This is a genomic window from Pseudomonas phytophila, from assembly GCF_025643095.1.
Lineage (GTDB): Bacteria > Pseudomonadota > Gammaproteobacteria > Pseudomonadales > Pseudomonadaceae > Aquipseudomonas > Aquipseudomonas quasicaspiana.
On record NZ_CP081201.1, the window covers coordinates 2,131,180 to 2,157,706 of the forward strand.

Annotated in this window: 22 protein-coding genes and 2 pseudogenes; 9 read left to right on the forward strand and 15 right to left on the reverse strand. The window is 52.7% G+C overall.

Translation table 11 applies throughout. The annotated features are described in order from the left end of the window. Positions 1 to 130: 130 nt before the first annotated feature. The 4 genes from K3169_RS09505 to xylA form a co-directional block, all read right to left on the reverse strand. Positions 131 to 1,267: a sugar ABC transporter permease gene (locus K3169_RS09505; protein WP_231676787.1), complete on the reverse strand. Its 1,137-nt coding sequence runs from the start codon at positions 1,265 to 1,267 to the stop codon at positions 131 to 133. Beyond that, on the reverse strand, positions 1,268 to 2,827 hold the full coding sequence (gene xylG, locus K3169_RS09510; RefSeq protein WP_263271200.1) for a D-xylose ABC transporter ATP-binding protein: 1,560 nt from the start codon (positions 2,825 to 2,827) through the stop codon (positions 1,268 to 1,270). 175 nt (positions 2,828 to 3,002) lie between these two features. Then, a complete protein-coding gene (gene xylF / locus K3169_RS09515) occupies positions 3,003 to 4,004 on the reverse strand; it encodes a D-xylose ABC transporter substrate-binding protein (RefSeq protein ID WP_263271201.1) in 1,002 nt (333 codons plus the stop codon). A gap of 151 nt (positions 4,005 to 4,155) precedes the next feature. Then, positions 4,156 to 5,472 (reverse strand): xylose isomerase, encoded by a 1,317-nt coding sequence (gene xylA / locus K3169_RS09520; protein ID WP_263271202.1) that lies wholly within the window; start codon positions 5,470 to 5,472, stop codon positions 4,156 to 4,158. Between the two features lie 190 nt (positions 5,473 to 5,662). On the opposite strand from xylA, the gene K3169_RS09525 reads away from it, so the two are divergent. Beyond that, complete coding sequence (locus K3169_RS09525; protein ID WP_263271204.1) at positions 5,663 to 6,841, forward strand: XylR family transcriptional regulator; 1,179 nt, start codon at positions 5,663 to 5,665, stop codon at positions 6,839 to 6,841. Positions 6,842 to 7,228: 387 nt separating this feature from the next. Here the strand turns inward: K3169_RS09525 and K3169_RS09530 are convergent, their stop codons facing one another. From K3169_RS09530 to K3169_RS09540, 3 genes are all read right to left on the reverse strand, one after another. Beyond that, the gene (locus tag K3169_RS09530) at positions 7,229 to 8,143 is read right to left on the reverse strand and encodes an IS3 family transposase (RefSeq protein ID WP_231677976.1); all 915 of its coding nucleotides are present in this window, start codon (positions 8,141 to 8,143) and stop codon (positions 7,229 to 7,231) included. Next, entirely contained in the window at positions 8,059 to 8,355 is a 297-nt protein-coding gene (locus tag K3169_RS09535; protein WP_095096866.1) for a transposase, read from the reverse strand. Before K3169_RS09535 ends, K3169_RS09530 begins: the two co-directional genes overlap by 85 nt. A 786-nt stretch (positions 8,356 to 9,141) precedes the next feature. Beyond that, positions 9,142 to 10,083 carry an ADP-ribose pyrophosphatase gene (locus K3169_RS09540; protein ID WP_027901773.1) on the reverse strand — a complete coding sequence of 314 codons (942 nt, stop codon included), beginning with the start codon at positions 10,081 to 10,083 and terminating at the stop codon, positions 9,142 to 9,144. A gap of 274 nt (positions 10,084 to 10,357) precedes the next feature. Here K3169_RS09540 and K3169_RS09545 point away from each other — a divergent pair, with 274 nt between their 5' ends. Beyond that, entirely contained in the window at positions 10,358 to 11,008 is a 651-nt protein-coding gene (locus K3169_RS09545; protein ID WP_027901774.1) for a TetR/AcrR family transcriptional regulator, read from the forward strand. A gap of 68 nt (positions 11,009 to 11,076) precedes the next feature. Here the strand turns inward: K3169_RS09545 and K3169_RS09550 are convergent, their stop codons facing one another. Then, on the reverse strand, positions 11,077 to 13,779 hold the full coding sequence (locus K3169_RS09550) for a beta-glucosidase (protein ID WP_027901775.1): 2,703 nt from the start codon (positions 13,777 to 13,779) through the stop codon (positions 11,077 to 11,079). 60 nt (positions 13,780 to 13,839) lie between these two features. Continuing rightward, positions 13,840 to 14,088 (reverse strand): hypothetical protein, encoded by a 249-nt coding sequence (locus K3169_RS09555; RefSeq protein WP_027901776.1) that lies wholly within the window; start codon positions 14,086 to 14,088, stop codon positions 13,840 to 13,842. 508 nt (positions 14,089 to 14,596) lie between these two features. Here K3169_RS09555 and K3169_RS09560 point away from each other — a divergent pair. Continuing rightward, on the forward strand, positions 14,597 to 14,914 hold the full coding sequence (locus K3169_RS09560) for a hypothetical protein (protein ID WP_099269657.1): 318 nt from the start codon (positions 14,597 to 14,599) through the stop codon (positions 14,912 to 14,914). Between the two features lie 43 nt (positions 14,915 to 14,957). Here the strand turns inward: K3169_RS09560 and K3169_RS09565 are convergent, their stop codons facing one another. Then, the gene (locus K3169_RS09565) at positions 14,958 to 15,806 is read right to left on the reverse strand and encodes a glycoside hydrolase family protein (protein WP_263272250.1); all 849 of its coding nucleotides are present in this window, start codon (positions 15,804 to 15,806) and stop codon (positions 14,958 to 14,960) included. Positions 15,807 to 16,014: 208 nt separating this feature from the next. On the opposite strand from K3169_RS09565, the pseudogene K3169_RS09570 reads away from it, so the two are divergent. Continuing rightward, positions 16,015 to 16,804 (forward strand): annotated as a pseudogene (locus tag K3169_RS09570) (NADH:flavin oxidoreductase/NADH oxidase). Between the two features lie 433 nt (positions 16,805 to 17,237). Here the strand turns inward: K3169_RS09570 and K3169_RS09575 are convergent. The 4 genes from K3169_RS09575 to K3169_RS09590 all read right to left on the reverse strand — a co-directional run bounded on the left by K3169_RS09575 (position 17,238) and on the right by K3169_RS09590 (position 19,888). After that, positions 17,238 to 17,369, reverse strand: coding sequence for a hypothetical protein (locus tag K3169_RS09575; protein ID WP_263271205.1), 132 nt, complete (start codon positions 17,367 to 17,369; stop codon positions 17,238 to 17,240). A gap of 559 nt (positions 17,370 to 17,928) precedes the next feature. Then, complete coding sequence (locus K3169_RS09580) at positions 17,929 to 18,252, reverse strand: hypothetical protein (protein ID WP_231676793.1); 324 nt, start codon at positions 18,250 to 18,252, stop codon at positions 17,929 to 17,931. Positions 18,253 to 18,996: 744 nt separating this feature from the next. After that, a complete protein-coding gene (locus K3169_RS09585) occupies positions 18,997 to 19,218 on the reverse strand; it encodes a hypothetical protein (RefSeq protein ID WP_231676795.1) in 222 nt (73 codons plus the stop codon). Positions 19,219 to 19,417: 199 nt separating this feature from the next. Then, entirely contained in the window at positions 19,418 to 19,888 is a 471-nt protein-coding gene (locus tag K3169_RS09590) for a hypothetical protein (RefSeq protein ID WP_231676796.1), read from the reverse strand. Between the two features lie 1,092 nt (positions 19,889 to 20,980). Between K3169_RS09590 and K3169_RS09595 the strand changes: the two genes are divergently transcribed. The 3 genes from K3169_RS09595 (at position 20,981) to K3169_RS09605 (ending at position 23,313) form a co-directional block, all read left to right on the forward strand. Next, positions 20,981 to 21,922 carry a PoNi-like cognate immunity protein gene (locus tag K3169_RS09595; protein WP_263271207.1) on the forward strand — a complete coding sequence of 314 codons (942 nt, stop codon included), beginning with the start codon at positions 20,981 to 20,983 and terminating at the stop codon, positions 21,920 to 21,922. A gap of 189 nt (positions 21,923 to 22,111) precedes the next feature. Next, positions 22,112 to 22,345: a hypothetical protein gene (locus tag K3169_RS09600; protein WP_263271208.1), complete on the forward strand. Its 234-nt coding sequence runs from the start codon at positions 22,112 to 22,114 to the stop codon at positions 22,343 to 22,345. 26 nt (positions 22,346 to 22,371) lie between these two features. After that, positions 22,372 to 23,313, forward strand: coding sequence for a PoNe immunity protein domain-containing protein (locus K3169_RS09605; RefSeq protein WP_231676798.1), 942 nt, complete (start codon positions 22,372 to 22,374; stop codon positions 23,311 to 23,313). A 20-nt stretch (positions 23,314 to 23,333) separates the two neighbouring features. On the opposite strand, the pseudogene K3169_RS29590 reads toward K3169_RS09605, so the two are convergent. Next, positions 23,334 to 23,423 (reverse strand): annotated as a pseudogene (locus K3169_RS29590) (DNA adenine methylase); the annotation flags it as partial. 1,447 nt (positions 23,424 to 24,870) lie between these two features. Between K3169_RS29590 and K3169_RS09610 the strand changes: the two are divergent. Further along, positions 24,871 to 25,308 carry a hypothetical protein gene (locus K3169_RS09610; protein WP_217384986.1) on the forward strand — a complete coding sequence of 146 codons (438 nt, stop codon included), beginning with the start codon at positions 24,871 to 24,873 and terminating at the stop codon, positions 25,306 to 25,308. A gap of 323 nt (positions 25,309 to 25,631) precedes the next feature. Next, positions 25,632 to 26,513 (forward strand): tetratricopeptide repeat protein, encoded by an 882-nt coding sequence (locus tag K3169_RS09615; RefSeq protein ID WP_263271211.1) that lies wholly within the window; start codon positions 25,632 to 25,634, stop codon positions 26,511 to 26,513. Positions 26,514 to 26,527: the final 14 nt, after the last annotated feature.

Sequence of the window (26,527 nt, forward strand, 5' to 3'; positions counted from 1 at the left end):
CCTCGTGATAGGCCAAACGGTTGACCTGTAGGCCAACTTGTTGGCGAGACGTCAGGCCTGCATCGTCAGGAATTAAGCCTCGCCAACAAGTTGGCTCCTACCGGGAATGCATTTCAAGCCACATGCGCGATCAACGCCGCCCCATCCGGGTACTGACATCCACCCAAACCGCCAATACCAGAATGCTGCCTTTGACGATCATCTGCCAGTAGCTGTCCACGTCGAGCATGGACATGCCGTTGTCCAGACTTGTGATGACCAGTGCACCGAGCAGCGCGCCGTAAACGGTGCCGGAGCCGCCGCGCATCGAGGTGCCGCCGATGAAGCAGGCGGCGATGGCGTCGAGTTCGCCCATGCTTCCGGCAGAAGGCGAGCCCGCCGCCAGGCGTGCGGTGTTGACCATGCCGGCTAGCGCACACATCACGCCCATAATCCCGAAGATCCACAGTTTGACGGCCTGCACATTGATGCCGGACAGCCGCGTCGCCTCCATATTGCTGCCCACCGAATAAACCCGTCGGCCGAACACGGTCTGGCTGGTGACGTAACTGAACACACCCAAAAGGACCAGCAAGAGCAGCACCGGCACCGGGATGCCGTCGTAGCTGTTGAGGGTCTGGACGAATCCGGCCAGCACCGCGCCGATCAACACGACACGCAAGACGTCCCGCACCAATGAATGTGCCGCCAGACCGTGGACGGCGCGATTGCGACGTTGTTTCCAGGTCAGGTAAAGCGTCAGCGCGAACAGCACGATGCCCAGTCCCGTTCCGACCGAATGCGGCAGATATCCCTGACCGACGTACACCAGTTCCGGCGAGACCGGGGCGATAGTTGTGCCGCCGGTAATGCCCAGCAGAATGCCGCGGAACGCCAGCATGCCGCCCAGACCGACGATGAACGACGGGATGCGCAGGTACGCCGTCATGTAGCCATTGGCAAGGCCAATCATCAGCCCGCACAGCGCGACGAGGCTCAGGTTGGCCAACAGTGGGATGTGATAAACCACGTCAAGAATGGCCGCCAGTCCACCGAGCAGCCCGAGCAATGATCCGACCGACAGGTCGATTTCGCCACTGATGATCACCAGCACCATGCCGCAGGCAAGTATTCCCGTGATGGACATTTGCCGCAGCAAGTTGGAAAGATTGCGCGGGGTCAGGAATCCACCGTCGGTCTGCCAACTGAAGAACAGCCAGATGACCGCCACGGCGATGACCAGCGCAAGCATTTTGTAGCGTGTGAAGAGCTGTTTGACCTGATTCATCTACGCGGACTTCCGATCATTATTGTTGTTAGGGTCAGCGGTTTGACTGAGGGCTGCGGCGAGTAACTGCTCCTGAGTGAGGTTGTGGTTGATGAAGTCACCCCGTAGCTGGCCTTCGCCGATGACCAGCACCCGGTCGGAGACGCCGAGTACTTCGGCCAGCTCCGAAGACACCATGATGATCGACACGCCCGCGGCCGCCAGCGCTCCCATCAATTTGTAGATCTCGTATTTGGCGCCCACATCCACGCCTCGGGTGGGCTCATCGAGAATCAGCACTCGGGGCTGGGTCAGCAGCATTTTCGCCAGGACGGCTTTTTGCTGATTGCCGCCCGACAGGCTGGTGATCGGCAGGAACGGGCTCGCGGTCTTGAGGTGCATGCGCGAGATTTCCTTGTCGATGCTGTCCAGTTCGGCTTCGGCGTCAATGCGGGTCAGTCTGGAGTATGAGTCCAGCACTGCGAGGGTGATGTTTTGGCCGACCCCCAGATCGGGAATGATGCCCTGGCGCTTGCGATCTTCGGGGACCATGCACAGTCCGGCACGAATGGATTTCAGCGGCGTGCGGGTGTCGACGAGTTTTCCGTCCAGCCAGGCTTCGCCCTCGTGGCGGCCGGGGTAGGCACCGAATAATGCCGAGACCAGTTCCGTGCGGCCTGCGCCGACCAGCCCGGCGATGCCGAGTATCTCGCCACGCTTGAGGGCGAATGAAATATCGTCGACACGTTTGCGCTTTGGATTGTCGACGTCGTAGCAGGTGATATGGCGCGCCTCGAAAATCACTTCGCCAATGTCATGGGGTTCGGTGGGGTACAGGTTGCTCATTTCACGCCCGACCATCTGGGTGATGATCCGGGCAATGTCCATGTCTGCCATCGCGGTGGTGGCGATGTGTTTGCCGTCACGGATCACTGAAATGGTGTCGCATACAGCGGCGACTTCATCGAGTTTGTGAGAGATGTAGACGCATGCAACGCCTTTGGACTTGAGGTCGTGGATGATATCCAGCAGTACCTCGATCTCAGAACGGGTCAAGGCTGACGAGGGCTCATCAAGGATCAACAGCCGCGCCTGCTTGTTCAGCGCTTTGGCGATTTCCACCAGTTGCTGATAGCCGCCGCCGTATTGGGAAACCGGCAGCGAAACGTTCATGTCCGGAACTTTCAGCTCGCGCATCAGGGCTTCGGCGCGGTGGGTCATGGCGGGGTAATTCATGCGCCCGCCGAACAGGGTCATCTCATGGCCCATAAAGATGTTCTCGGTCACCGACAGATCGGGTACCAAGGTCAGTTCCTGGTGAATGATCACGATCCCGGCCGCTTCGGTTTCGCTGATCGACTGTGCTTTCAGCGGCTGACCGTCCCAGAGAATTTCGCCTTTCCAGGTGCCATGCGGATAGACCGCCGACAGCACTTTCATCAGCGTGGATTTACCCGCGCCATTTTCGCCACACAGGCCGACGCATTCTCCTGGCCTGACATTGATATCAATGCCGTTGAGGGCTTTTACCCCGTCGAACGTTTTGACGATGCCATTCATTTGCAGCAGGTATTCGGACATGGCGAATGCTCAAAATAAGCGGGTGCAGGCAGACACGGTTTCTGTAGGAGCTGCCGAAGGTTGCGATGGCGGTGTGTCAGGACGGATGCCTTCGCAGCCTTCGGCAGCTCCTACAGAAAATGCATTTCAATCCAAAGGAATGCATTTTTTGATCGGAGCGAGGTTTACGCTCAGATCACTTACCCTCAATCTGCGCCTTGGTGTAAAACCCGTCTTTTTCCAGCAGATCAATGTTGTCCTTGGTCAATGGGGTCGGCGTGAGCAGGATGGTGTCGACTTTCTTGCTGCCGTTGTCGTACTGCGAGCTGTAGGTGGGTTTTTCATTGCGCGCCAGTTGCACCGAGAGCTTGGCCGCTTCGGAGGCGATGAGTTTCAGCGGCTTGTAGACAGTCATGGTCTGCGTGCCATCGATCACACGCTTGACCGCTGCGAGGTCGGCATCCTGACCCGAAATAGGCACCTTGCCCGCCAGCTTCTGTGCGGCCAGTGCCTGGATGGCACCGCCTGCGGTGGCGTCGTTGGAGGCAACGATGCCGTCGATCTTGTTGTCGTTACGGGTCAGGGCGTTCTCGACGATGCTCAGCGCTTCAGTCGGGTTCCACTCTTTGACCCACTGCTGGCCGACGATTTTGATATCGCCCTTGTCGATCGCTGGCTGCAACACCTTCATCTGGCCTTCGCGCAGCACTTTCGCGTTGTTGTCGGTCGGCGCGCCGCCGAGCAAAAAGTAATTACCCTTGGGCGCTGCTTTCAACACGCCGCTGGCCTGCATCTCACCCACCTTTTCGTTATCGAAGGAGATGTACGCGTCAATGTCAGCATTGAGAATCAACCGGTCATAGGACACGACCTTGATCCCGGCTTTCTTCGCCTCGGCCACTGCGTTGGTCAGCACTGTGGCATTGAACGGCACGATTACGATGACATCGACGCCACGGGAAATGAGGTTCTCGATCTGCGAAATCTGCTTCTGCTCGTTGGCATCGGCCGATTGTACAAAGACCTTGGCATCCATTTTTTCCGCCGCCGCGACAAAGTAATCGCGGTCGCGGGACCAGCGTTCCAGGCGCAGGTCATCGATGGAAAAGCCGATTTTCGGATGAGCAGGGTCGGCCATGGCCGGAACAGACAGCAGCGCTAAAGCGCCAACCAGTAGCGTGCGTTTAAAATTCTTCATAGTGGTGCGTCCTTTTATTGTTGTTTTTAGAAGCGACTGCCTGACGATGAATATCGTGCTGGTAGAACTGTAGAGAGTCGCGAGGCACCGCGAGCACAGATTTGTCGCGCGAATGTAACCGGATTGCGGTGCCCGTAGACCTCGATTGCGATCAGCGATAAATGAACTGGTTAACAACGTTTTCGAGCATTTCCTGCCTGCCGCTGACGGCTTGCGGATTAAGCTCTTTGGCAAAGGCATGTTCGGCCAGTGACTGAAGGGTGAACTCGCCCGCCAGCACTCCCTGGCCCAATGGCTGCTGCCAGCCCGCGTAGCGTTGGTCCTTGAAGTGCTGAAGCCGGTCGTTCTCCAGCATGGTTGCTGCGCGTTCGAGGGACAGGGCGAGAACATCCATCGCCGCCACATGCCCGTGGAACAGATCGACTTCGTCCAGGCTCTGACGACGCACCTTGGAGTCGAAGTTGAAGCCGCCGTTTTGGAACCCGCCCGCTTTGAGGATTTCGTAAGTGGCGAGGGTCATTTCCTCGACGCTGTTGGGGAATTGGTCAGTGTCCCAGCCGTTTTGTGGGTCGCCGCGGTTGGCATCGATGCTGCCGAAAATCCCTAAAGAGGCAGCCGTCGCGATTTCGTGATGAAAGCTATGACCGGCCAGGGTCGCGTGGTTGGCCTCGATGTTGACCTTGATTTCGTTTTCCAGGCCGAACTGCTGCAAAAAGCCAAACACGGTGGCGCTGTCGTAATCGTATTGGTGTTTGGTCGGCTCCTGCGGTTTGGGCTCGATCAGCAGGTCGCCTTTGAAATTGATCTGGTGCTTGTGCTCAACCACCATGCGCATAAAGCGGCCCAGCTGCTCGCGCTCGCGTTTCAAGTCCGTATTGAGGAGCGTTTCGTAGCCCTCGCGTCCGCCCCATAACACGTAGTTGGCGCCACCGAGACGCTGGGTTGCGTTCATGGCGCTGAACACCTGCGCAGCGGCACAGGCGAAGACTTCCGGATCAGGATTGCTCGCAGCGCCAGCAGCAAAGCGCGGATTGCTGAAGCAATTGGCGGTGCCCCACAAAAGCTTGATGCCGCTTCGCTCTTGATGGCGCTCCAGATGGTCGACCATTTGCGCAAAATTATTGCGGTATTCCTTGAGCGAGCTGCCTTCCGGGGCGACATCGGTGTCGTGAAAGCAGTAGTAGTCGATGCCCAGTTTGGTGAAGAACTCGAATGCCGCCTCCGCCTTGCCCATCGCCACTTCCAGCGGGTCGCCGGGGCGCTGCCATGGGCGTTTGAAGGTGCCTGCGCCGAACACGTCGGAGCCGGGCCAGACGAACGTGTGCCAGTAACAGGCCGCCATGCGCAGGTGCTCGCGCATCGGCTTGCCCATGATGATTTTGTTCGCATCGTAGTGGCGAAAGGCGAGGGGCGAATCGCTGTCGGGGCCTTCGTAGCGAATTCGGTCGATATCGGGGAAATATGGCATTCGCAATGTCCTTTTTGTTTTTATCGGTTGTTCTAATCGATTGCTCTTGTCGGTGCTTCGATACTAGCAACGGTCCAGTTGCTCCCGATTATGAAAATCATCAACACGGAGTGCGATTTTGCGTATTGAGATTCTGCGGCGCCGCGCCTAGTCTGTTTCGATAACCTCGGGCCGGCCCAGGACAACAACAATGAAAACCGTACCGCCTGTTCACCGCGTTGCACTGTTGTTCAACGGCGGCAAAATCTACGACCGCGGCATCATCAGCGGTATCGGCAACTACTTGAGCAGTACTCGCGCCTCCTGGGATTTGTTTCTGGAGGAGGACTTTCTCTGCCGCCTGAAAGGTATCGAGCGCTGGCAGGGCGACGGGATCATTGCCGACTTCGATGACCCGATGATTGGCGAGGCGCTGGCCGGGATCAGGTTGCCGGTGGTAGCGGTCGGAGGTTCATATGAAAACGAGCGTGACTATCCGCAAGGTATTCCTTACGTCGCCACTGATAATCAGGCGCTGATGACGCTGGCGTATGAGCACCTGATCGAAGCCGGACTGACCCGTTTTGCCTGCTTCAGCCTGCCTGAAGCGCAAGCCAATCGTTGGGCTCAGGAGCGGGAAAAAGCTTTTCGCAAGCTGTTGCAGCGCGATGGCCTGCACGGCGAGATTTACCGCGGCATGGGCACCAGTGCGCCACTCTGGAACAGCGCCGTCGAGCAGCAGATCGCGTGGCTGCACAGCCTGCCTAAACCCATCGGCATCATTGCCGTCAGTGACGCCCGCGCACGGCAATTGTTGCAGGCCTGTCTGACGGCGGGGATTTCTGTTCCGGAGCAGGTGGCGCTGATCGGCATCGATAACGATCCGCTCACGCGTAGCCTGACCCGCGTGCCTTTGAGCTCCGTCAGCCAGGGCACCGAAACCATGGGGCGCACGGCCGCGCAATTGCTGCATCAAATGCTGCACGGCATGCCAGCCAAGGGCACGCACATTCTGATTCCGCCGGACTCGATCAACGTCCAGGTATCGAGCCTGCACCAGCCGTTAGGGGATCCTTATGTGATGCAAGCGCTGCTGTTCATTCGCCAATATGCCTGCCAGGGCATCAAGACCGCGCAAGTCGCGGCTTACGTGGGTGTGTCGCGTTCATCGCTGGAGTCGCACTTTCGCCAGGCGCGGGGCTGCAGCGTGCATGACGAAATCCTGCGCTTCAAACTTGAGGCAGCGGCCAATGGCCTGAAGAACACCGACTCGACCATTGCAGACACGGCACGCAATTGCGGTTTCAAATCTGCGCAGTATTTGCACACCGTATTCCGTCGAGAGTTTGGCTGTACGCCACTTGAGTATCGGCAGGAGGTGTTGGTTTAAGGGCATTTCAAATCAATCTTGTAGAAGCTCACCGAGGTTACGAGGCCAGCGATGGCGGTGTGTCTGACATATCCCAATCGCAGCCTTCGGCAGCTCCTACAGATGGAGTGCACGCTTCGGCCTCTGTAGGAGCTGTCGGAGGTCACGACGGCTGCGATAGCGGTGTGTCAGATACACCGCAATCGCAGCCTTCGGCAGCTCCTACAGATGGAGTGCACGCTTCGGCCTCTGTAGGAGCTGTCGGAGGTCACGACGGCTGCGATAGCGGTGTGTCAGATACACCGCAATCGCAGCCTTCGGCAGCTCCTACAGATGGAGTGCACGCTTCGGCCTCTGTAGGAGCTGTCGTGTAATGGTCCAGTTTTTTTGGACCGTTCCGTAGGAGTGTTAGGCCGCCAGTTTTTCGAAAACAGCTGGCGGCAGGTTATTCGAGGCAGAGTGGCAACGTCGATGGTTGTAGTGAGCAATAAAATCCATCACGTCTCGTTCTGCCTCGAAGTGATTCGAGTAACCGTTCTCAGGTGACCAATCGTGTTTCTGTGATCGGAAGTAGCGTTCCACTACCGCATTGTCCCAACAGTTTCCGCGCCGACTCATGCTCTGCACGATTTGCTTCTCGGCCAGATAGCTAACGAAGCGGTCAGCGGTGTATTGGCATCCCTGATCCGAGTGAAACACCAGCTCGGAAGAAGGTCGGCGCAGCCCCACCGCAAGTCGTAAAGCCTGCAATGAAAGCTCGGTATCGGCCGTCCTTGAAAACGCCCAGCCAACGATCCTGCGCGAGAAAAGATCCATCACAATTGCCAGGTACAGCCAACTACCACCGACACGGATATAGGTAATGTCTCCCGCCCAGAACGTGTTGGGATGTTCAGGGTTAAAGCGTCGTGCCAGCACATTGGGCGCAATGTTGGACGGTTTGGTAGCCCGTCGATAGTGCGCATGCTGTGCCCGACGCCTCACCAAACCCAGACTCTTCATCAAGCTGCGCATACGATGACGCCCCATTTGGACGCCTTGTGCCTTCAGCGCTTTAACAAATCCGCGACTGCCCAGCGCGCCTCGATGTTCTTTGTGCAAAAGCCGGATCTTCTTCTCTAACTGCGGCTCGATACTGCGTTTAGCTCGAGGCCGACGCATGGCGTAATAACTGCTGCGAGGTATGCTCAGTACGCAGCACAAGCGTCGAACCGACAGCTTCTTTGTAGCGCCCTCAATCATTTTCTTCGGCCAAACAGCACCTTTAGATGAGAGGGCAACTGCTTTTTTAAAACATCGTTCTCGGCCTCCAGCAGTGCCAATCTGGCCTGCAGCGAGTCGATGAGATCTTGATCCTGAGGCCGGGTAGTTTGCGCGGCTCCTACCTGCTCCTTGCGCCACCGTGAAACCCAGCGCCGCAACGCGGTAGGCCCTACGCCAGTCTGCTCACACGCTTTAGGCACTGAGTAATTCAACTCAACGACAAGGCGAATAGCCTCGGCTTTTTCTTCGGCTGTAACGACCCGAAATCCCATGATGCTTCCTTAGGTTGATACTCCTACATCATGGTCCATAAATATTGAGCCACAACATCGGAGGTCACGACGGCTGCGATAGCGGTGTGTCAGATACACCGCAATCGCAGCCTTCGGCAGCTCCTACAGATGGAGTGCACGCTTCGGCCTATGTAGGGGTTGTCGGAGGTCACGACGGCTGCGATGGCGTTGTGTCAGATATACCGCAATCGCAGCCTTCGGCAGCTCCTACAGATGGAGTGCACGCTTCGGCTCTGTAGGAGCTGTCGGAGGTCACGACGGCTGCGATGGCGCTGTGTCTGATACACCGCAATCGCAGCCTTCGGCAGCTCCTACAGATGGAGTGCACGCTTCGGCCTCTGTAGGAGCTGTCGGAGGTCACGACGGCTGCGATGGCGTTGTGTCAGATACACCGCAATCGCAGCCTTCGGCAGCTCCTACAGATGGAGTGCACGCTCCGGCCTCTGTAGGAGCTGTCGGAGGTCACGACGGCTGCGATAGCGGTGTGTCAGATACACCGCAATCGCAGCCTTCGGCAGCTCCTACAGATGGAGTGCACGCTTCGGCCTCTGTAGGAGCTGTCGGAGGTCACGACGGCTGCGATAGCGCTGTGTCAGATACACCGCAATCGCAGCCTTCGGCAGCTCCTACAGATGGAGTGCACGCTCCGGCCTCTGTAGGAGCTGTCGGAGGTCACGACGGCTGCGATGGCGGTGTGTCAGACACGCCGCCATCGCTGGCCTCGTAACCTCGGTGAGGGCCTAAAGGCCCAATGTTTTCAGCCCCTTATTGAATATGTGGAACCTCATCAAGGCCGCGATACACCGCCAAGCCCCGCTGCTGAGCCAGTTCAACCATCAGGTCCGCGCCCTCGGAAGGGCCGCCGATGCGCAATACGCCGTCACAGCGTTGCAGCAGCTTTTTCGCGTATTCATGGAAATGCTTCTGGAACACTTCGTCACCGATGCTTTTGGAACCCGCCAGTTGCACCAAAGGTAGCGCGACCCATTCTGCGACCATCGGGAAGTGCCCGGCACTCAGCAGTTCTGCGGCGGCTGCTTGCATGGCCTGTACATTGGCTTCCAGCAAGGCGGGGTCATCGCCGGTGCCCGAACGGTAAGGGCCTGCCACCAGAATCATCAGGCCGGAAGAGGGAGGCATGAGCTGTTTGATGTACTGCAGAAGGATAATGGTTTTGCCGTCCATGATCCGGCCGTCGTCGACCATCTCCAGCGCCAGATCGAAGGGCAGTTCCAGCACTTCGATGTCCTCGCCTTCTTCAACCAGTCCACCACCGTCATTGATGCGATCTTCCGGCTGGTATTCCCCGACAAAGAAATGCAGGCGCTCGGTGACTGAGCCCGGGCTCATGAACGCGTCATAGATTTTGCGCACCGATTTGACCCGGTAACCGGTTTCCTCTTCGGCTTCCAGGCGGATTCGCTCTTCGGGACTGGCGTTATCCAGCAGGCCCGCAGCCGCTTCGATCAAGTAACCATCGTGCCCGTTGACGAAAGCCGGGATGCGAAATTGCCGAGTGAGAATAACCGTCCGTTTTGCCAGGTTGTAAAGCCCGATCGTGGCACCATTGCCCCTGTCGTATACCTCGCGGGTGACTGCCTGCCAACTGCCGTCCCGGCGCGGCATTTCGAACTCGATATTTTTCAGCAGATACCAGTTATCCGACAGAAGATGTTCGCCTGTGATTCGAACCTTGCGTGTTTCCATGGAGGGCAGTCCTTTGTGGTCATGTATTACGAACGGTGGTGTATTTGTCAGCTTCAAGGGCACATGGTATGTTCCGCGACCGACTGGATCTACGTGCAGTTCTGGACGCTTTTCACCCGTACTGCATGGGCGTAGGGTTACATCCATTGGTGCATCGCTGATGAATTTTCCGAAAATTTCTCTATGGGTACTGTTTGGCCTATAAGTGAACGCTTCAGCGCGAAATCCATACGCTGACAGGTTTCATATTTGCGCAACGGACAGTGCTATTCAAATGCCAAAAAATACTCCCATTCCTGACCCGGTCGCGCCTCCCAAGCGTCGCCACATCCCCAAAGGGGATATGCGCAAGCTGGAAATCATTCAGGCCGCCATGGTGATTTTTGCCAGGGACGGGTTTGCGGGCGCTACGCTGACCAACGTTGCCAAGGTCGCGGGCATATCGCAAGTCGGGTTGCTACATCACTTTCCTAATAAGCTCGCGTTGTTGCACGCCGTCTTGCAGCATCGGGATCAGTACATCGCATCCCGGTTACAGGAAGCTGATGAGGTTGCGTCGCTGGACGGGTTTTTAGCGTTTCTGCAGTTCATCATGAAGTTCAGTACCGAAGACGCTGCTGTCAGTCAGGCGTTGATGATCATCAACACAGAAAGCCTGTCCGTGACTCACCCGGCCAACCGGTGGTTCAGCGAACGCTTTGAGATTGTGCATGGCCACATTAACGCTCAACTCAATCTGCTGATCGAAGCGGGCGAAATTCGCGCGGACACCGATGTGAAGCAGGTCAGTCTTGAGATTGCGTCGATGATGGACGGAATGCAGATTCAATGGCTACGCTCCCCCGATTACGTACCGATCGAGCGTGCTTTTGCGAGGTTTCTTGAGCGTTTGGCGTCAGACCTCAAGCAGGCCGGACTCGACTGAGTACGGCCGCTCGATGGTCAGTAACCGGTGGTTGTTGCAACCACCGATCAAGCCTTTTTGAAGGTGACTCAGTAAGCCTGTTCTGGCTTGACCTGAACTGCGTTGCGCAGCGGAATCGGGAGAGGGTTGGATTCACGCGTCGATAATTTCTCGCCATACAGCGCGACGACGGTGCGGTTCAGTGCCAGGTCTTCCGAATCCTTGCCCACCAGAACCTTGAACTTGCCCGGGTCTACGATCCAGCTGACAGCGTCAGGCGAATAGTAGGCGAACGAACGGGAGTCCAGCGGGATCGTTACGGTTTTGCTTTCGCCCGGCTTCAGGTAAACCTTGGAGAAGCCCTTCAGCTCTTTTTCCGGACGATCAACTTGTGGCTTTGAAGGCTGCACATACAGCTGAGCGACTTCGAAACCAGGCTTGTCGCCCGTGTTGGTCACGGTGAACGTGGCCTTGATGGTTGCGCCAGGTGCAAGAACGTTGCTCGACAGCTTCAGGTCGCTGTATTGGTATGTCGTGTACGACATCCCGAAACCGAACGGGTAGAGCGGCTTCGCATGGTTCTTGTCGTAACCGCGGTAGCCCAGATACAGGCCTTCGCTGTAGGTCATTTCAGTCGGCGGTTTAGGGCTGCTGAAGTAGTACGGTGCCGGATCGGAGTACGAGGCGAAGCTCGGGTTGTCCTGCACTTTCTTGTCCAGCGTGATAGGCAGCTTGCCAGATGGGTTGACCTTGCCGTACAGGATTTCCGCCAGTGCCTGACCGCCTTGCTGACCCGGGAACCAGGCGTGCAGGGAAGCAGCAACCTTGGTTGCCCACGGTTGCATATCCATACCGCCGCCGCCGTGCATCACGACGATGGTTTTAGGGTTGGCTCTCTGCACGAAGCTGATCAACTCAGACTGAAATTGCGGCAGTTCGAACGGGTGATCAAGGGACTCGCCTTCGTATTCGAAGTTGCTGCCCGCTGCCACCACGACTGCGTCATAGTCAGCCAGATTGGTCGGTGGACGCAGCGACGCCCAGCTCAATTGCACGCCATTCATGCCGCCCAGCACCGGGGTGTAATTGCCTTTGAGTCGACGATATTCCAGGCGCACGTTGTACTCGGTGCCGGCTTTCAGCGCGACAGTCTTGACGGTACGTGGCACCACAGGAATCAGGTCGAATGAAACCTGCTTGTCTTCATCCTCAACCACCAGCTCGTCGTTGATCCAGAGCTTGTAGGCACCATCGGCACGGACTTTGAAGACGTGCGGGCCGGTGATGGTAGGTTTGATCTTGCTGGTGAAGCGAGCCGAGAACGCGCCCGGTGCCGGGTTGTAACCGGTTACCGCGCTGGTGCCGCTGTCGGTTACGTTGGTGTTGGTGATCCAGCTCAGGTTGAGGCCTGGCTCGATGCGGGTTGCAACAGGATCGCCGGACAACGTGGTGTTAGCGTAGTACTCGGCTTTCACACCCGTGTTGCTGATGGCTTCTTTCCCTTTGCCTTTACCCGTACCCGGCTGATACCAGACCGACGATTTCGGATCGAGGCTCATCTGCGGCAGGTAATCGACATTGCTTGTGCTCGACGCCAGCTGCTTGAGGCCGCTGAGTTCGGTTACATAGCTGGCAGGCGCTGAGTAAGCGGTACCGAATGGCGCAGTCGGTGGCTGCATTGCCAGGTCGCCGATGACAGCGATCTTCGCCGTTTTCGGCAGTGGCAGCAGAGGTTTCTGCCCGTCTACGGGTTCGTTGCGCAGGAGCACAATCGACTCCCTCGCGACGTTCAGCGCAGCCAGTTGGCCGTACTCGCGGTGCTCCAGAGGCTGAGCCTTGTTGATGCCCTTGTCAAAGCCGTAGCTGACCAGTGCCCTGAGATTCCTGCGGACTTTGTCGTCGATCACGCTCTGATGCAGTTGGCCGTTCCAGACATAGGGCAGCAACTTGGCTTCAGTGAATTGCAGGCCGCTTGGCATGTCGATATCGGTGCCTGCCCAGGCGCCTTTGAACGCGTCCTGAACCGAGTTGAAGTCACTCATCACGTTGCCCTGGAAGCCCCACTGGCCTTTCAGGATGTCAGTGATCAGGTGATGATTCTCACAGGCATATTCGCCATTGATCTTGTTGTAACCGCACATGATCGAGGCAATGTTCGAGTTCTTGACCAGCGATTCGAAGCCGGGCAGATACAGTTCCTGCATGGCGCGCTCGTCAATTTTGACGTCCAGATAGTGCCGGTTCGCCTCTTGCTCGTTCATCAGGTAATGCTTGGCGGCAGACTGAACACCCTGAACCTGAATACCGTTAGTGACGGCCGGAGCCAACACTGCGCCGAGGAATGGATCTTCACCACTCATGTACTCGGCGGAGCGCCCGTTGAACGGGGTGCGATAGAGGTTGATGGCCGGAGACAGCATTTGCTGACCGCCAGCGATCCGGGTTTCGTAACCAATCGCCAGACCGAATTCCTTGGCCCGGTTGATGCTCCAGGTCGCGGCCAATGCCGAAGGTGACGGGTACTGCGCACCGAAGGTCTTGCCGCCGACCAGCACGCCCATGGCCGAGTCGTAGGCGACTGTGCCTTGCAGGTTGAACTTGTCCAGCTTGGGAATCATGCGTCCGTCATCGACGCGCGAGAAGTTGATTTTTTCCGACTGGGTCATGTTGTCGAGCATCGCGCCAACCCGCGCTTCGACCTCATTGCCCGTCATCGGGGTGACAGCCATTACGGTGCCTGCCTGAGCAATGCTCAACGCAAGCAGACTCAGGCCTAAGCCTTGTTTGATCATGGACATGGAGCTACTCCTGAATTCGTTCGATAGGGTGTGTGCTGCGTATCAAACGAAGACTCATTTCTCGTCATCGGTCGTTGGGGCGTCGTCGGTCACGACCGGGGCGTCCAGCACCGTCTGCGCGCCTGTCGACTGGCTTTTTGTAGCGCTTTCGGCGCCAGTGATCTGCTCGCGTTTGGCCTCGACTTCCACGCGCACATCACTCGATGTCGACGGCAGGGGATTTTTGTTTTCGGCGGCTGATACAGAAAGTGTGGTGAGGCCCATCAGAAAAATGGCAGCAAGAGGCAGCAAGCTTCTAGCCATCGGGAGAATCTCCAAATAGAAGTGGGTAACGAAGAAGTGTCAGCGCGTGGAGGTTTACTACAGGCTGCAGACAGTAAGTCAGCAGTGTGAGCTTAAAGTTCTGTGGCGGCAAAAAAATGAAGTTAAATATTTGATTTGTTTTTATCGTGTGTTTTTAATTTATTTAAAATTAATATTGATTTTATCTGATTTAAAAGTATTTATTGGTTATTTCTGCTGTACATTCTCAGTTATCAGCTATAAAAAATCTTTCTGAAAAACAGAGTGAGAGCTCTGTTTTCAGCGGTGTTAAAGTAGTCGGGCCATAAAAGTGCTCGCCGTCCTGTCGCCTTGTGAAGAATTCGGGCGTGCCACGCTGCTCATGCCTACAGGTAAGAAAAGCGTCCAGGGTGAATAAGTGCGGTGGTTCAGGCTAATGACACTCAGAGGTTTAACTGTGACATCCCAAGCGCGTCCCTTTCTGTTACCCGGCTTTGGATTCAGCTCAGAGCTTACAGACCCTCTCGAGGTGGATCTGGCCATTTTAAAAGCGGTCTGGTTATTAAGTGATGGAAAGCCACGCGGCGGTGCGCCGCGAAAGCTGACATGCGGTCAGATATACATGCAACTGGTGCGCGGCCAGCCAAACTTTCCGTCCATCGTGCGCTGTGTGTTGGCGATAGACGTGCTTGTGAAAGAAGGGCTGTTGGTGTCGGAGAGAGTGCTGGATGAAGACCCTGCTTTTCCCTACACCCAGCACATCATCAGTGGGCTGACCGAGATAGGTTCAGCGTCCCTGGCGGCCTCGTACGCGCTGGACACCTACGGGCATCCAGCTCGACTTTGACGCGCATGGGCAGGCTCCAGGTCCCGATGACCGCTGGTACCCGCTACTGATTGAATGGCAGCGAAAGATAATGCTTACCCAGTTCTGTCAGCCTTCCTTCATCGTTCAACAGGCTTGAAAAGTGCGGGTCATCATTCATGCGACCCGTGAACCAGGCATACCGAAACACATCCGCGCGGTTCTCGCAGACCGCCACCATCTCCGCCATCTGCTCCTTTTGCTTTTCAAGCGTGTCGATCTGCACCCCGTCAATCGGGGAGTGCCAGTTGGCGAACTCGGTGACCCAAAAGGGTTTGCCATATTTGGATAGCCTGTCGAGCATGCCTGACAGCCCATAGTCGTACCAATGAAACGCCAGATAGTCGATCTTCGGATCGCGATTCTGATTTTGCGCACGGTACGCAGCATAGAAGGCGTCAAGCCACACAACCGGGTCGCCATAACCCGACATCGTTCCCCAGTTCATCGCGGGGCCAACCAGCTTTACCCCGGTCTGCGCGGATATCTGTTCCAGCCTTGGCCAGAATCGCGCGGCCGCTTCGGGTGTCATGTTGGCCTGATCAACGAGATTGGGCTCATTGATCACCAGTAAGTAGCGGATATCCGGGTGGGCCTGCAGGTAGAGTTTGAGCTGACCGTCATCGACATTGGCGTTCCAGACCATGGGGATGAAGTCGACCCCGTAGGTGGAGGAGTAGTTATACGCGGCGAGCCGGTCGTGTGGCTTTGGACTCCAGTTGTACCACCAACTGATTCCCGGGGACAAAGCACTCAAGTCCGCAGGTGACGCTATGTCATAAGCGATGCCGCGTTTTGCGCTTTTAGTGGCTGACCAGGCTGGTGTGGAGACTGTGCTGAGGGCTAGGCTGAACGCTGTGAGCAGCGTGAACATTCGCAGGTAGTTACGAAACGGCATGGTTCGATCCTCCGTGAAAAGTAACCGAATATATCCTCTGGAGGCACCCGGAAGTAAACGGGGACGGCAGGGCTGCTGCGCTGAAGACCGTCATTTTGTGCAGTCTTTAGCTTCCTTCAGGCAAATAATGTCCCCCTCTCGAAAGCCATAATCTGCTGATTCATATCAACCAGCGGATGAACTCATGACCTCGCTATTTTCACCCTATCAATTAAAGGATGTGACGCTGCGTAACCGCATCGTGGCCTCACCAATGTGCCAGTATCAAGCCGTAGATGGCGCGTTGAATGGCTGGCATAAAACTCACTATGAAACCCTGGCGAAAGGCGGAGCCGGTCTGGTGGTGGTCGAGGCAACTTCAGTCAACCCGGAGGGCCGGATCACACCGGGTGATGCAGGGCTCTGGAGCGACAGTCAAGTGGCTGGCTTTGCCGAGGTCGTCGCACTGATCAAAAACGCCGGAGCAGTACCCGGCATTCAACTGGGGCACGCAGGACGCAAAGCCGGATGCACGCCTCCCTGGGAAGGCGGGCATCCACTCGATGTTTCAGACCCGCAAAGCTGGAAGCCTGTTTCATCGAGTGTGCTGCCTTACGTGCCTGAGTCTTCCTACATTCCTGACGAGCTGACCCACGAAGGCATTCGTCATATACAAGCTGACTTCACCAGCGCCGCTGCGCGGGCACTTGGTGCGGGGTTTGAATGGCTGGAACTGCATTTTGCTCACGGTTTTCTCGGTCAGGCTTTCCTGTCTCCAAAGGCAAATATTCGCACTGATGAGCTGGATGATCACGGACGCTCATGAAGCGGATGAGTTCGTACGCTCCGGAGCTCTGGACCTGGTCTGTTTTGCACGGACACTGCTGGCTAATCCTCACTGGCCATTTCCCGCAGCGCGAGTGTTAGGCCTCTCTGATCCGGCTTCGGTGCTGCCGATACCTTACGCCTACTGGCTGCAGAATTGGATGGGCTGATGCTGGGGCTTGCTCCTGTCAAAAAAGAACAACCTGATCTGGAGTGCTTTTTCGACAGGAGCCGTTCGGTGTACCTGACAACGCGCTGTTGGGGAACCAAAGCGTTGATGGACTACGTTGGTTGGCGGGATGTGCAATCGGCTATACGTTACATTGACGCAGCTGAGTCATTTGGTGACTGGCGTCGCTAATTGAATCTATCGTCCCGATTGGTTTTGTGAGGACCTCAAGAATCATTCGAAGCGTCCAGTTAAGAAGGGAAGTGATGCCGCTGATGAAGAATTGACCCAGTTGCCGAAGTTTTGCTGAGCCAAGCTTCTACTTCGCAAAGCATTAGCAGGTCGGACTTTGGCCTGAATACTTATAGGGCAACGCCAAATCGGCAGCAGGCGCAACTCTGCATCAGCGCTAAAACCAGGTGGCCAAGTTGGTACTATAACTGCATTACTTTGGCCGGACCTTCGCCATCAAGAATTTCCAGCCTACGGAAGGTGCCCGGCTTGTAGACGTAGGCTCGATAAAGATGCTCGGCGCTTTCTGCGATGAGGTGATCACCTTTCCACATGAACTCTGTCTTTTGCACATCAACGGTTTTTCTATTCGACGACCTAAGGCGTCGGATCTTATTTATAGCATAAAAATATTACTATTCGGAGGTTTAAAGGTTTTTAATGTTTTTTGGCCCGCCATCATTAATGAGATTTGTGATCCTTCGGTTGTAGCTTTCAATGTCTTGCTCGTGTTGCGTGTTGTTTATATTTTGTTCGAGGAAAGTTATTGTGCTGGAGATTATTAGCTTCTCTTCTATGGAAAGGTCGCGAATCAGGTCAAATCCGTTAGTGCGCAGGGTATCGTTTTTTTTTCTCATATAGTAGTAGCACCCTATGTTTTCTAACAGACCTTCTGCGTCTTTGTTGGTTTTGGTGATCGTAGTTAGATATTTTGAAAATGCAGTGCTTAACAGGATGTGGGGGTTTCTTTGCGTTTTTAGAAAAGCACAGAGTCCTTGCCAATTAATTACATGTAGATGAGTGCCCAGTCTGGTTCTCTTTTAAAGTAATCGCCATGCCCTCTAAAGTATGCAGGGAACTCACCTCGGTTTAAGGCTTTTTCAAAATTTGTAATCATTGAAGTTGTTTCCGGGCATCGGTTTGGTTGGCGAGTTTTTGCATGTCTTTCCAGCAGCGATAGTTCAGCGTCGATAAGGGGCTTTTGCTTAGTGCCGATTTTTTCTTCGGATAATTATTCTTTCTTTTAAATAACTGCTTGATTTCCGCTCCGAACTTTGTATTGAATATTCTGCTAGTTGGCTTAATTTTTAAGAGGTGTACTGTTTCTCGGTCCTTGCTTTTTAAGGTGGTCAGGTTAGTCTCACTTCTTAGCTCAAAAAAACGGGACCTTCGTATTTTGCTTGGAGGGGCGCAACTGAAGCTGGCGAGAAAACCCATGCAGGTTTTCATAGAACACGAAGGTCTGTCATTTGAAGCTTCGCTTTTGTTTCGCTATATAGCAACTCAAGGGAAAGAGTCAGGTCGCTCATTCCTTCTTCCTTGGTCCATAGTGGTACATTCAGAGCCAAGCCAGAGCCATCATTGTACTCATAACTATCTATCTTCTCTACGAAAAATGCAGGAGGTAATGCCAATGTATTGCAGTACTCAGCGAGTCTTGCCTCAATATCCGGTCTGTTAAGTCTGCCGTACCAATTTTTAGCGGATATTTTATCAAAATTACCATGGAACGAGTGCGTCCATTAGATCAATAATTTCTAGTTCGATGCTCTTGTCAATTGTCACTTTCGTCTATTTCCGAGTATACAAGTCAGAGTCACGGGCTTAACATTAATAGCACTTGAAGTGCTCGTTGGCATTTCTGGCCAAGGCCTTTGCATCATATTTCTTACCCCCCGCTACACGCAAGGCTTTGAAAGCAATCCTGCGTACGGCTTAATCACGTCCTCCGTCAGCTCGGCGTTGAGCTTGTGTTGCTTCGCGATTTGGGGGCGTTCTACGTAGAGGGGCAGTTAGCTGTACTGCTTTCACCGCAACGGTGCCTGCGTTTTGGGCCGATCGCGGAGGTGTGATCGTGGGAGAAAAATAATGGCGCCGTTTGCCCCTCCGGCCCTGGTCAGATGATACCCACAGAAAAGTTGGCGCTGTAAGTATCAGCACGGCCGCAAACGTGTAGGCTACTCACCCAAACATGTACAAAAGCTCATCGACCAGCTCAAGCTCTTGTTTCGTGTACTGCACCTTGTTGTACCGTCGAATGCCCTCAAGGACACCTCTGATCGGTATTTGCCGCGAAGGATTCCGCACGATTTCGATCAGACGGTCGTAATCAGAATCTACTCCCTTAAGATATTTTTCGATCAGCTCTATGAGTGATGCGCGTGCCTGTAGATCGGTTAGCATTTTTACATCTCCAGCAAAATAGTTACTATATCCAGTTTCGGGCACGTGAGCGTGTAGTTCTGTTGCTCTGCGGAGTTGATGTTTCAACTTTTCTGTTTTGCTTTTTCCTTCTCTGTCGTATTCGTGACGCTGGAGGAAGCAACCTGATGCTCTATAATAGTGTCGCGGTAGTCCTGTCCGTTTTATTTATTTAAAAGAGTTAAAGAAGTTCGAGCTCGGTCGAGCAGCCAAGTTGTTTAAGTCTCTGGATTTCTTGTTCGAATGTATAGTTTGCCAGATGGTTGTTTTTTTTGTCATACTCGCTTCTTAGAAGTCTAAATAGTCTGCCTATGTTTTCTTTTGTTTTACTGTCGAGACTGTCAATGAGGTCATAGCGGTTGGTAGATAAGAACTCAAATTTGTGTTTTGTTACGTAATGCGCTGTGATGTTCGAAAGTAATCCTGCCGCGTCTTCATAATTTTCGCTGAGGTACTTTGCATACTCTCCAAATATGCTTGTCAATACGCTTTTTGCTGACCGTCGCATTTTAAGTACGCCGCACATTTCCTGCCAGTTGCTGACATAAAGATGATCGCCCCAATCAGATCCCCTTGCGAAATAAATGCCGGTGCCCTTGAAAAAATCGGCGACTTCATGCTGATCCAGAGCAGTTTCGAAAGTGGTTTTCATCTAGGCTTTTCCCAGTCATCAAAATTTTTCAACAACGTCCCTATGTCGCTAATATTGTAAACGCTCTCTAATCTGATGAGAGCAGCTTATTTCGTCCCATTTTTGGTTGCCCCGCCAAGAGCCTTTTCGTTCGGATACGCACCATTTTCTTTCCATTAGGCATTACGTAGCGAAATCTTGTGTCAGCTCGATATTTTGCGAGGACATTTTCCATCTACGAGAACAGCCCTGCAATTTTTCGTTTTGGGAAACCAGGGAATTTTGAGCCTGTGATCCAGCTTTAGAATGCCCCGAAGGATCATCCCTTTTTCGCGAAAAGAGGGCCCAGATACTCAAAAAACTGGATATGTACGGAGATCCTGCCGTTGCAGAGAACGGTAAACCGGCAGGCGCTTTGCTTGTTTTTTCGCAGCTCAACCCAAACCGCCCGCACAGGGACTAAGGCAGGAGACCCTAACGGTTAACTGGGGCAAACATATAATCTGACCGGTGAGGGTGGCGGTGTCTCCAGCAAGTATCAGGTTCATGTTGAGATTTTTACCGCCGAAGCAGGGGTCAAAGACTTTCTCAAAAAATACGGCTGGCTTGAAGAAAGGGAGCAGTACCTTCATTTACCGGTCGGGACAGCGCTCAAGAAAAAAAGTCCTGCAATGGAAACCACTTCAGTCAAGAAACAGCACGCGGTTGACCTGAGAAATGGCAAGGCTTGTTAATGAATCGTTACCTATTCTTGGTCAGTTCCCATTCAGGTATTGGTTTAAATTTCAATAGTGATGCAACATGGTTTGAGTCGTTCAAATAAGCAGTGAATGGATAAGAAAAAATCTGAAAAAAAGCCGGTCTTGGGTATTCCTTGCTGCTTCAGATTGCTGGATCATGCAGATGTCACCTGTTCTGCACTCCTCTATATCACACAAGTCTTAGCCCAAGAGCATACCAGTGTGCGCATGACCAGCACTCACGAGTCCACTCACAGGAACCACAAGGGATTTCACTATGGAGAGTAAATCAAGAGTTTCCTGAATAAGCTCAAAAAATATTTGACAAAAAAATATGTTACGCTTGACTCGCTAAAATTTGAGGTTTAAATAAATGATAAAAAGACTAAAATTTTTTAGTGAAGGGCACTATCAGTATCTTTTAAGGGAACATGATGAGGCGGTAGAACTTCTGAAGACTATGACCTTCAAGTCGGAGTCTTCCGAAGAAGAAGCAGCGCTCCGTTCAGCCTTTATTCAAAATCTAGCGTTCCGAAAACTTACAGCAACCTATACAGCAGGAGAAGATATCGCCTCTCTTAATGGCCTGCTAGAAGATTTGGTTGAGAAGTATGAAGTGCGACAGCAAAAACTTTCAATATTAGAGCGCTCTCCTGAAATATCCCCTTTAGCAATAGATGATTGGTCTCACGAGTATGAGGAATGTGTTCAGGTTATTGGGTTCTGCATCCTATTGCATCGCCCTGATCTACTAAAACGGTTTGTAAAACTTGTAGATCGTGCAGGTTATGAAGGCGACGATACATTATATGAAGATCTACTTTTTAAAGTGTTGCCAGGAAGGCATAATGTTGATCAGTGGTACCACGATGTATACTCGCCATTGATCCAAGCCATCTATGCAAAAACTAAAGATGAAGCCGCTGATTTCCTTGAGGAGTATTGTCGTACGTGGTACGCCTCTTTCAAGCAAGCCCCTTGGCATGACACTCACCTTCAGGGAGATGAAGGTAACTATGTAGGCTATTGGGCCATCGAAGCAGGTGCGATCGCTTTTCTATACGACATAGACGACAGCAGGATAAGCCATGGGGTCTACCCTAAGGACCTCGTCGAATACGCAAGAAATTACCAAGGTACTAATGACACTCAGGTCAATCGTGTCCTTGCTGGCGATCCGTGCAGCAAAACAGGCTACTGGTTCACCCCAGCCCAAGCCAGTTCAAGACGTCACTTTCAGCAAGGCGAAGTCATGCCTGGTATTAGCGACTCGAAATGGGGCGACACGCTATGGTATTGGTCTGGGAAGGAATAGCATGATAATGCTGGCGCTACTGCCTGACGCAGGTGTGCCGTAGCGTGTCGAATGTTTAGGATCTCGAAGTGAAAGTCTTTGAACACCGGGTGGTTATCTGGAAGGTCATGGCCGTCATCGGTTGAATTCAAGGACCGGGTGACGGCCTGAAGAAAAGCATACGTATCGTCAACAAGGATCCCGAACGCTATGCCCCCAGTACTCTTTGACCTGCTTCGCTTCGCGCTGCAGGAATGCGGCATCAACCCCGGCCCTGAAGAACTGCCCAAGAAGGTATTCGATGTCGGAACGTTGCGCTGTGAGCGAAATGAGATCACCACGGGCGTCAAGGGGGCATCGACATTCCAAGGGCTGCTCAACTGGACAAAAACGTCCGTCGCCAACGTTCTCGCCGCGTCCTGCGACAACATGCCAACGAACTAGAGACATTGACAATTGGGGCTTAAGGCATGAAAAAAAGACAAGAATTCTACACTGAAAATCAATATATGACCTTCCTAAAAGAATATGAAGAAGTTCTTGAGTTTTGTAAAACCAATACTTTCGAGTCTGACTCTATAGAACAGGAGGCCTCGCTTCGAGCATGGCACATGCAAGAATTCTTACTGGATAAAATTTTCTCCTGCTATACAGCTGGAGAAAAGGTGGAATCACTCATTCCATTGCTTGAAGAGCTGATAGACAAATATGAGTGTCGCCAAGCTAAATTAGCAATTTATGAGCAATCACCAAAAATATCCCCACTAGCAATAGATGACTGGTTGGATCAGTATGAAGAATGTGTTCAAGTAATTAGCCTATGCGTACTATTCCATCGCACTGATTTACTGAAGCGCTTCGTAATTCTAATGGACGAAGCAGGATATGCGGGCGACGACACTTTGTATGAGGATTTACTAAGAAAAACATTGCCCAATCGACAAGATATTGATCGATGGTATCATGATGTATACTCGCCTTTAATCCAAGCCATATATTCAGACTCTAAAGAAAAATCATCTAAACTTCTGAACGAATACTGTAAGCAATGGTACCCCGCATTCAAGCAAGCACCGTGGCATGATACCCACTTGCAGGGCGAAGGCGGAAGTTATGTAGGTTATTGGGCTTTTGAGGCGGGGGCGATCGCTTTTTTATATGGGATAGATGATACCAAGATAGATCACATGGTCTATCCTAAAGATCTCGTCGAGTACGCGAGAAATTACCGAGGTACTAACGCCACTCAGGACCATCTTGTCGTTGCTGGGGATCCGTGCACCAACACCGGTTACTGGTTCACGCCAGCACAAGCTAATTCGAGGCGCCACTTCCAGCTAGGCGAAATCATGCCGAGCATCAATGATTCGACAGGGGGTGATACGCTTTGGTATTGGTCTGGGGAGGAATAGCACGATGATGCTAGTGTTACTCCCTGACGCTGGTTTGCGGTGGTGTATCGAATGTTTACGAGTTCGAAGTGAAAGTCTTTGAACTCCAGGCGGACATCTGGATGGTCATGGCCGTCATCGGCTAGATTCCAGGACCGGGTGAGGGCCTGAAGAAAAGCATGCGAATCGTCAACAAGGTTCCCGATCGTCATGCCCGGCCCTCTTTGACGTGCTGCGCTTCACGCTGCAAGAATGTGGTATCAAGCCCAGCCCTGAAGAACTCCTCAAGCAGGTATTCGATGCCGGAAAGCTGCGCGGTGAGCGGAATGAGATGATCACGGGCGTCAAGGGTTCATCGACATTCCAAGGGCTGCCCAACTGGACAAAAACGTCCGTCGCCAGCATTCTCGCCGCGTCCTGCTACAACATGCCGACGATGGTCGGAATTGTCGAAAAGCGCTTGGTGAAATGGAAGGGGAAGCAGCGAAGCAGCTTGGCTGGGTCGTCCCCGTCCAGTCACCGAAAAGATCGGAGAAGCCTGCCAGTAGAAGACATCCCCGTTGCATTACAGGGTAAGGATCATCCAAGTGCAGGTTACTCTAATCAACCTATTAGTTCTAAATTGGGTATTCAAACCTCCGAGTGTGTGTGTGTGTGTGTGTGTGTGTGTGTGTGTGTGTGTGTGTGTGTGTGTGTGTGTGTGTGTGTGTGTGTGTGTGTGTGTGTGTGTGTGTGTGTGTGTGTGTGTGTGTGTGTGTGTGTGTGTGTGTGTGTGTGTGTGTGTGTGTGTGTGTGTGTGTGTGTGTGTGTGTGTGTGTGTGTGTGTGTGTGTGTGTGTGTGTGTGTGTGTGTGTGTGTGTGTGTGTGTGTGTGTGTGTGTGTGTGTGTGTGTGTGTGTGTGTGTGTGTGTGTGTGTGTGTGTGTGTGTGTGTGTGTGTGTGTGTGTGTGTGTGTGTGTGTGTGTGTGTGTGTGTGTGTGTGTGTGTGTGTGTGTGTGTGTGTGTGTGTGTGTGTGTGTGTGTGTGTGTGTGTGTGTGTGTGTGTGTGTGTGTGTGTGTGTGTGTGTGTGTGTGTGTGTGTGTGTGTGTGTGTGTGTGTGTGTGTGTGTGTGTGTGTGTGTGTGTGTGTGTGTGTGTGTGTGTGTGTGTGTGTGTGTGTGTGTGTGTGTGTGTGTGTGTGTGTGTGTGTGTGTGTGTGTGTGTGCGTATGTGTGTGTGTGTGTGTGTGTGTGTGTGTGTGTGTGTGTGTGTGTGTGTGTGTGTGTGTGTGTGTGTGTGTGTGTGTGTGTGTGTGTGATGGATGTTGAATTGAAATTCCGAAACGCTGTCTTCGGGGGGGTCAAGCGCTTGAACTTCATAGGAGAGCTAGCGCATAATTTCGTTTCCTCTCAACTGCCTGATCAGGTATTCACGCTGCGATCGTTGGCTTGATTCGGTGTAATCTTGAGCAATAATTCCGAGACTGACAACCTTCCTGAACATCTTCAACTGCTCAGGTAAATTGATGGATCAGGCGTTGGCGAATGCGCCGCCTGAGAACCAATGGCTTTTTTGTTTTCCGAGTAAATAAGGATTTTTTATGAAGACTAATTCGGCTTTCCGATTTTTCGCGGTGATTTCTGTACTGAGTGTCTTCGCCATGAGCGCTAATGCGGCTGGCAGTGGGCAAGCTTTATGCCCCTCGCAGGATATTTTCAAGTTCGTGGACGTCTTTACAGAAGACGTAGCTATTCAAAAGCAGTTCACGAATTATCCTCTCACAAAACGGGTGACAGTAGATGCTGAACCAGAGCCTGAGCAGGAGACTCAGCGGGTTGCCAAGGAGAAAGTATTCTTTCCAGTCGTCCCTGAAAGAAACGTGCGTAAAGAGCGTGGCCTAACGCTTGAGGTCATTGAGAATGACGAACAAAAAGCCACGGTAAAGCTGGAAAAGCCTGATACGGATTATCAAGTTTTTTATATATTTAAATTGAGCAGTTGCTGGTTTTTAGACGAAGTCAAAGACTATTCACTTTGACGCTTGGTTGAAAAGGAATTTATATGTCTTTTGTTGAAGCCATGCTCCTAGCTTTGCCTCCGTTGAATGGTATAACGCCCCACATCACTGGGATTTATGCCGAGCAAGGCGCCACTGGTTCTCATAGGGGACTGACTTCTATTATGCAGGGGGTCAACTGGATGAGTTAAACGCTAGAAAAGTCTGATTATATGACAGGGCAGGTTTCTTTTAACTCTCAGGCCGAGAGGGCATCAAATACCGATGCCTGTTCCAGACTTTCCTTAAATGTAGGATTGATCTTTTAATAGTTGGCGTTATATGGTAAGGGCGGAGCTTGAGTAATGAAAGAAATTGTGATCGCTTTTTTGGTGTTATGGTCCTTCGCAGTACATGCGGAAACCAAGACCTTTAAACTTAAACCTGATTTTAATGGCGTTTCACAGGTCAAGTTTACCACTGAAAGTGCCAGCGGGTACGATGTGTTAAAGGGGACGCTTACAAACAGTGCTGGCCAAAATTATAGTGTTCCTGATGTTTGTGAACCTGAAGGCGGTGTGGCTGAGATAAGTGATGCTTACGTAGTTGATGGTAAGGCTCGCTACTTTCTGTTCACATGCTTTTGGTCGGTTTCTCACGCAGGCATTGGTTTGAAGGGGACACAGTATGAGACATATATATATACTGGGAGTTCTTTGGTTTCGCTCAATAAAGAATTGGCCTTAGGTCAGTTTTTTTCGGATTACGAAGGAAGCCTTGAGGACGGTGAGCATAGCTATGCGTGGTATGTTGCGCGCAATATTGTTGGCAAAAAACTGCTTGAACTGGAAGCAGGAAAAACAGCAGACTCGCTTAAACTGGCCCATGCGATCGTTATGGCTAGATTAAAGAACGATGATTACAAAGCCGTTAGGGCGTATTTAAATCATGAAAGAGTAAAACAGTTATCTAAGGATTCACCGATCGTTGATTCAAATGTTACTGTCTATAACGATTTGGGGTTTGCCTTGGGCGAATCCGGGGATTTTGAGCTCGCTTATATGATTTTAAGTGAGGTGGAAAGCGTTTCACCTCACAGGGTAGTATTGAAACTAAACATAGCAGATGTTTTGTGGGGGACTGATAAGGTCAAAGCAATTAGTTACTATAAAGACTATGCTGCGTTGATGAGAGAGGCTGGAAAAGAGAGACTAATACCTAAAAGGGTCTTGGAACGGGCGCCGTAACCGCTGCGTATTTA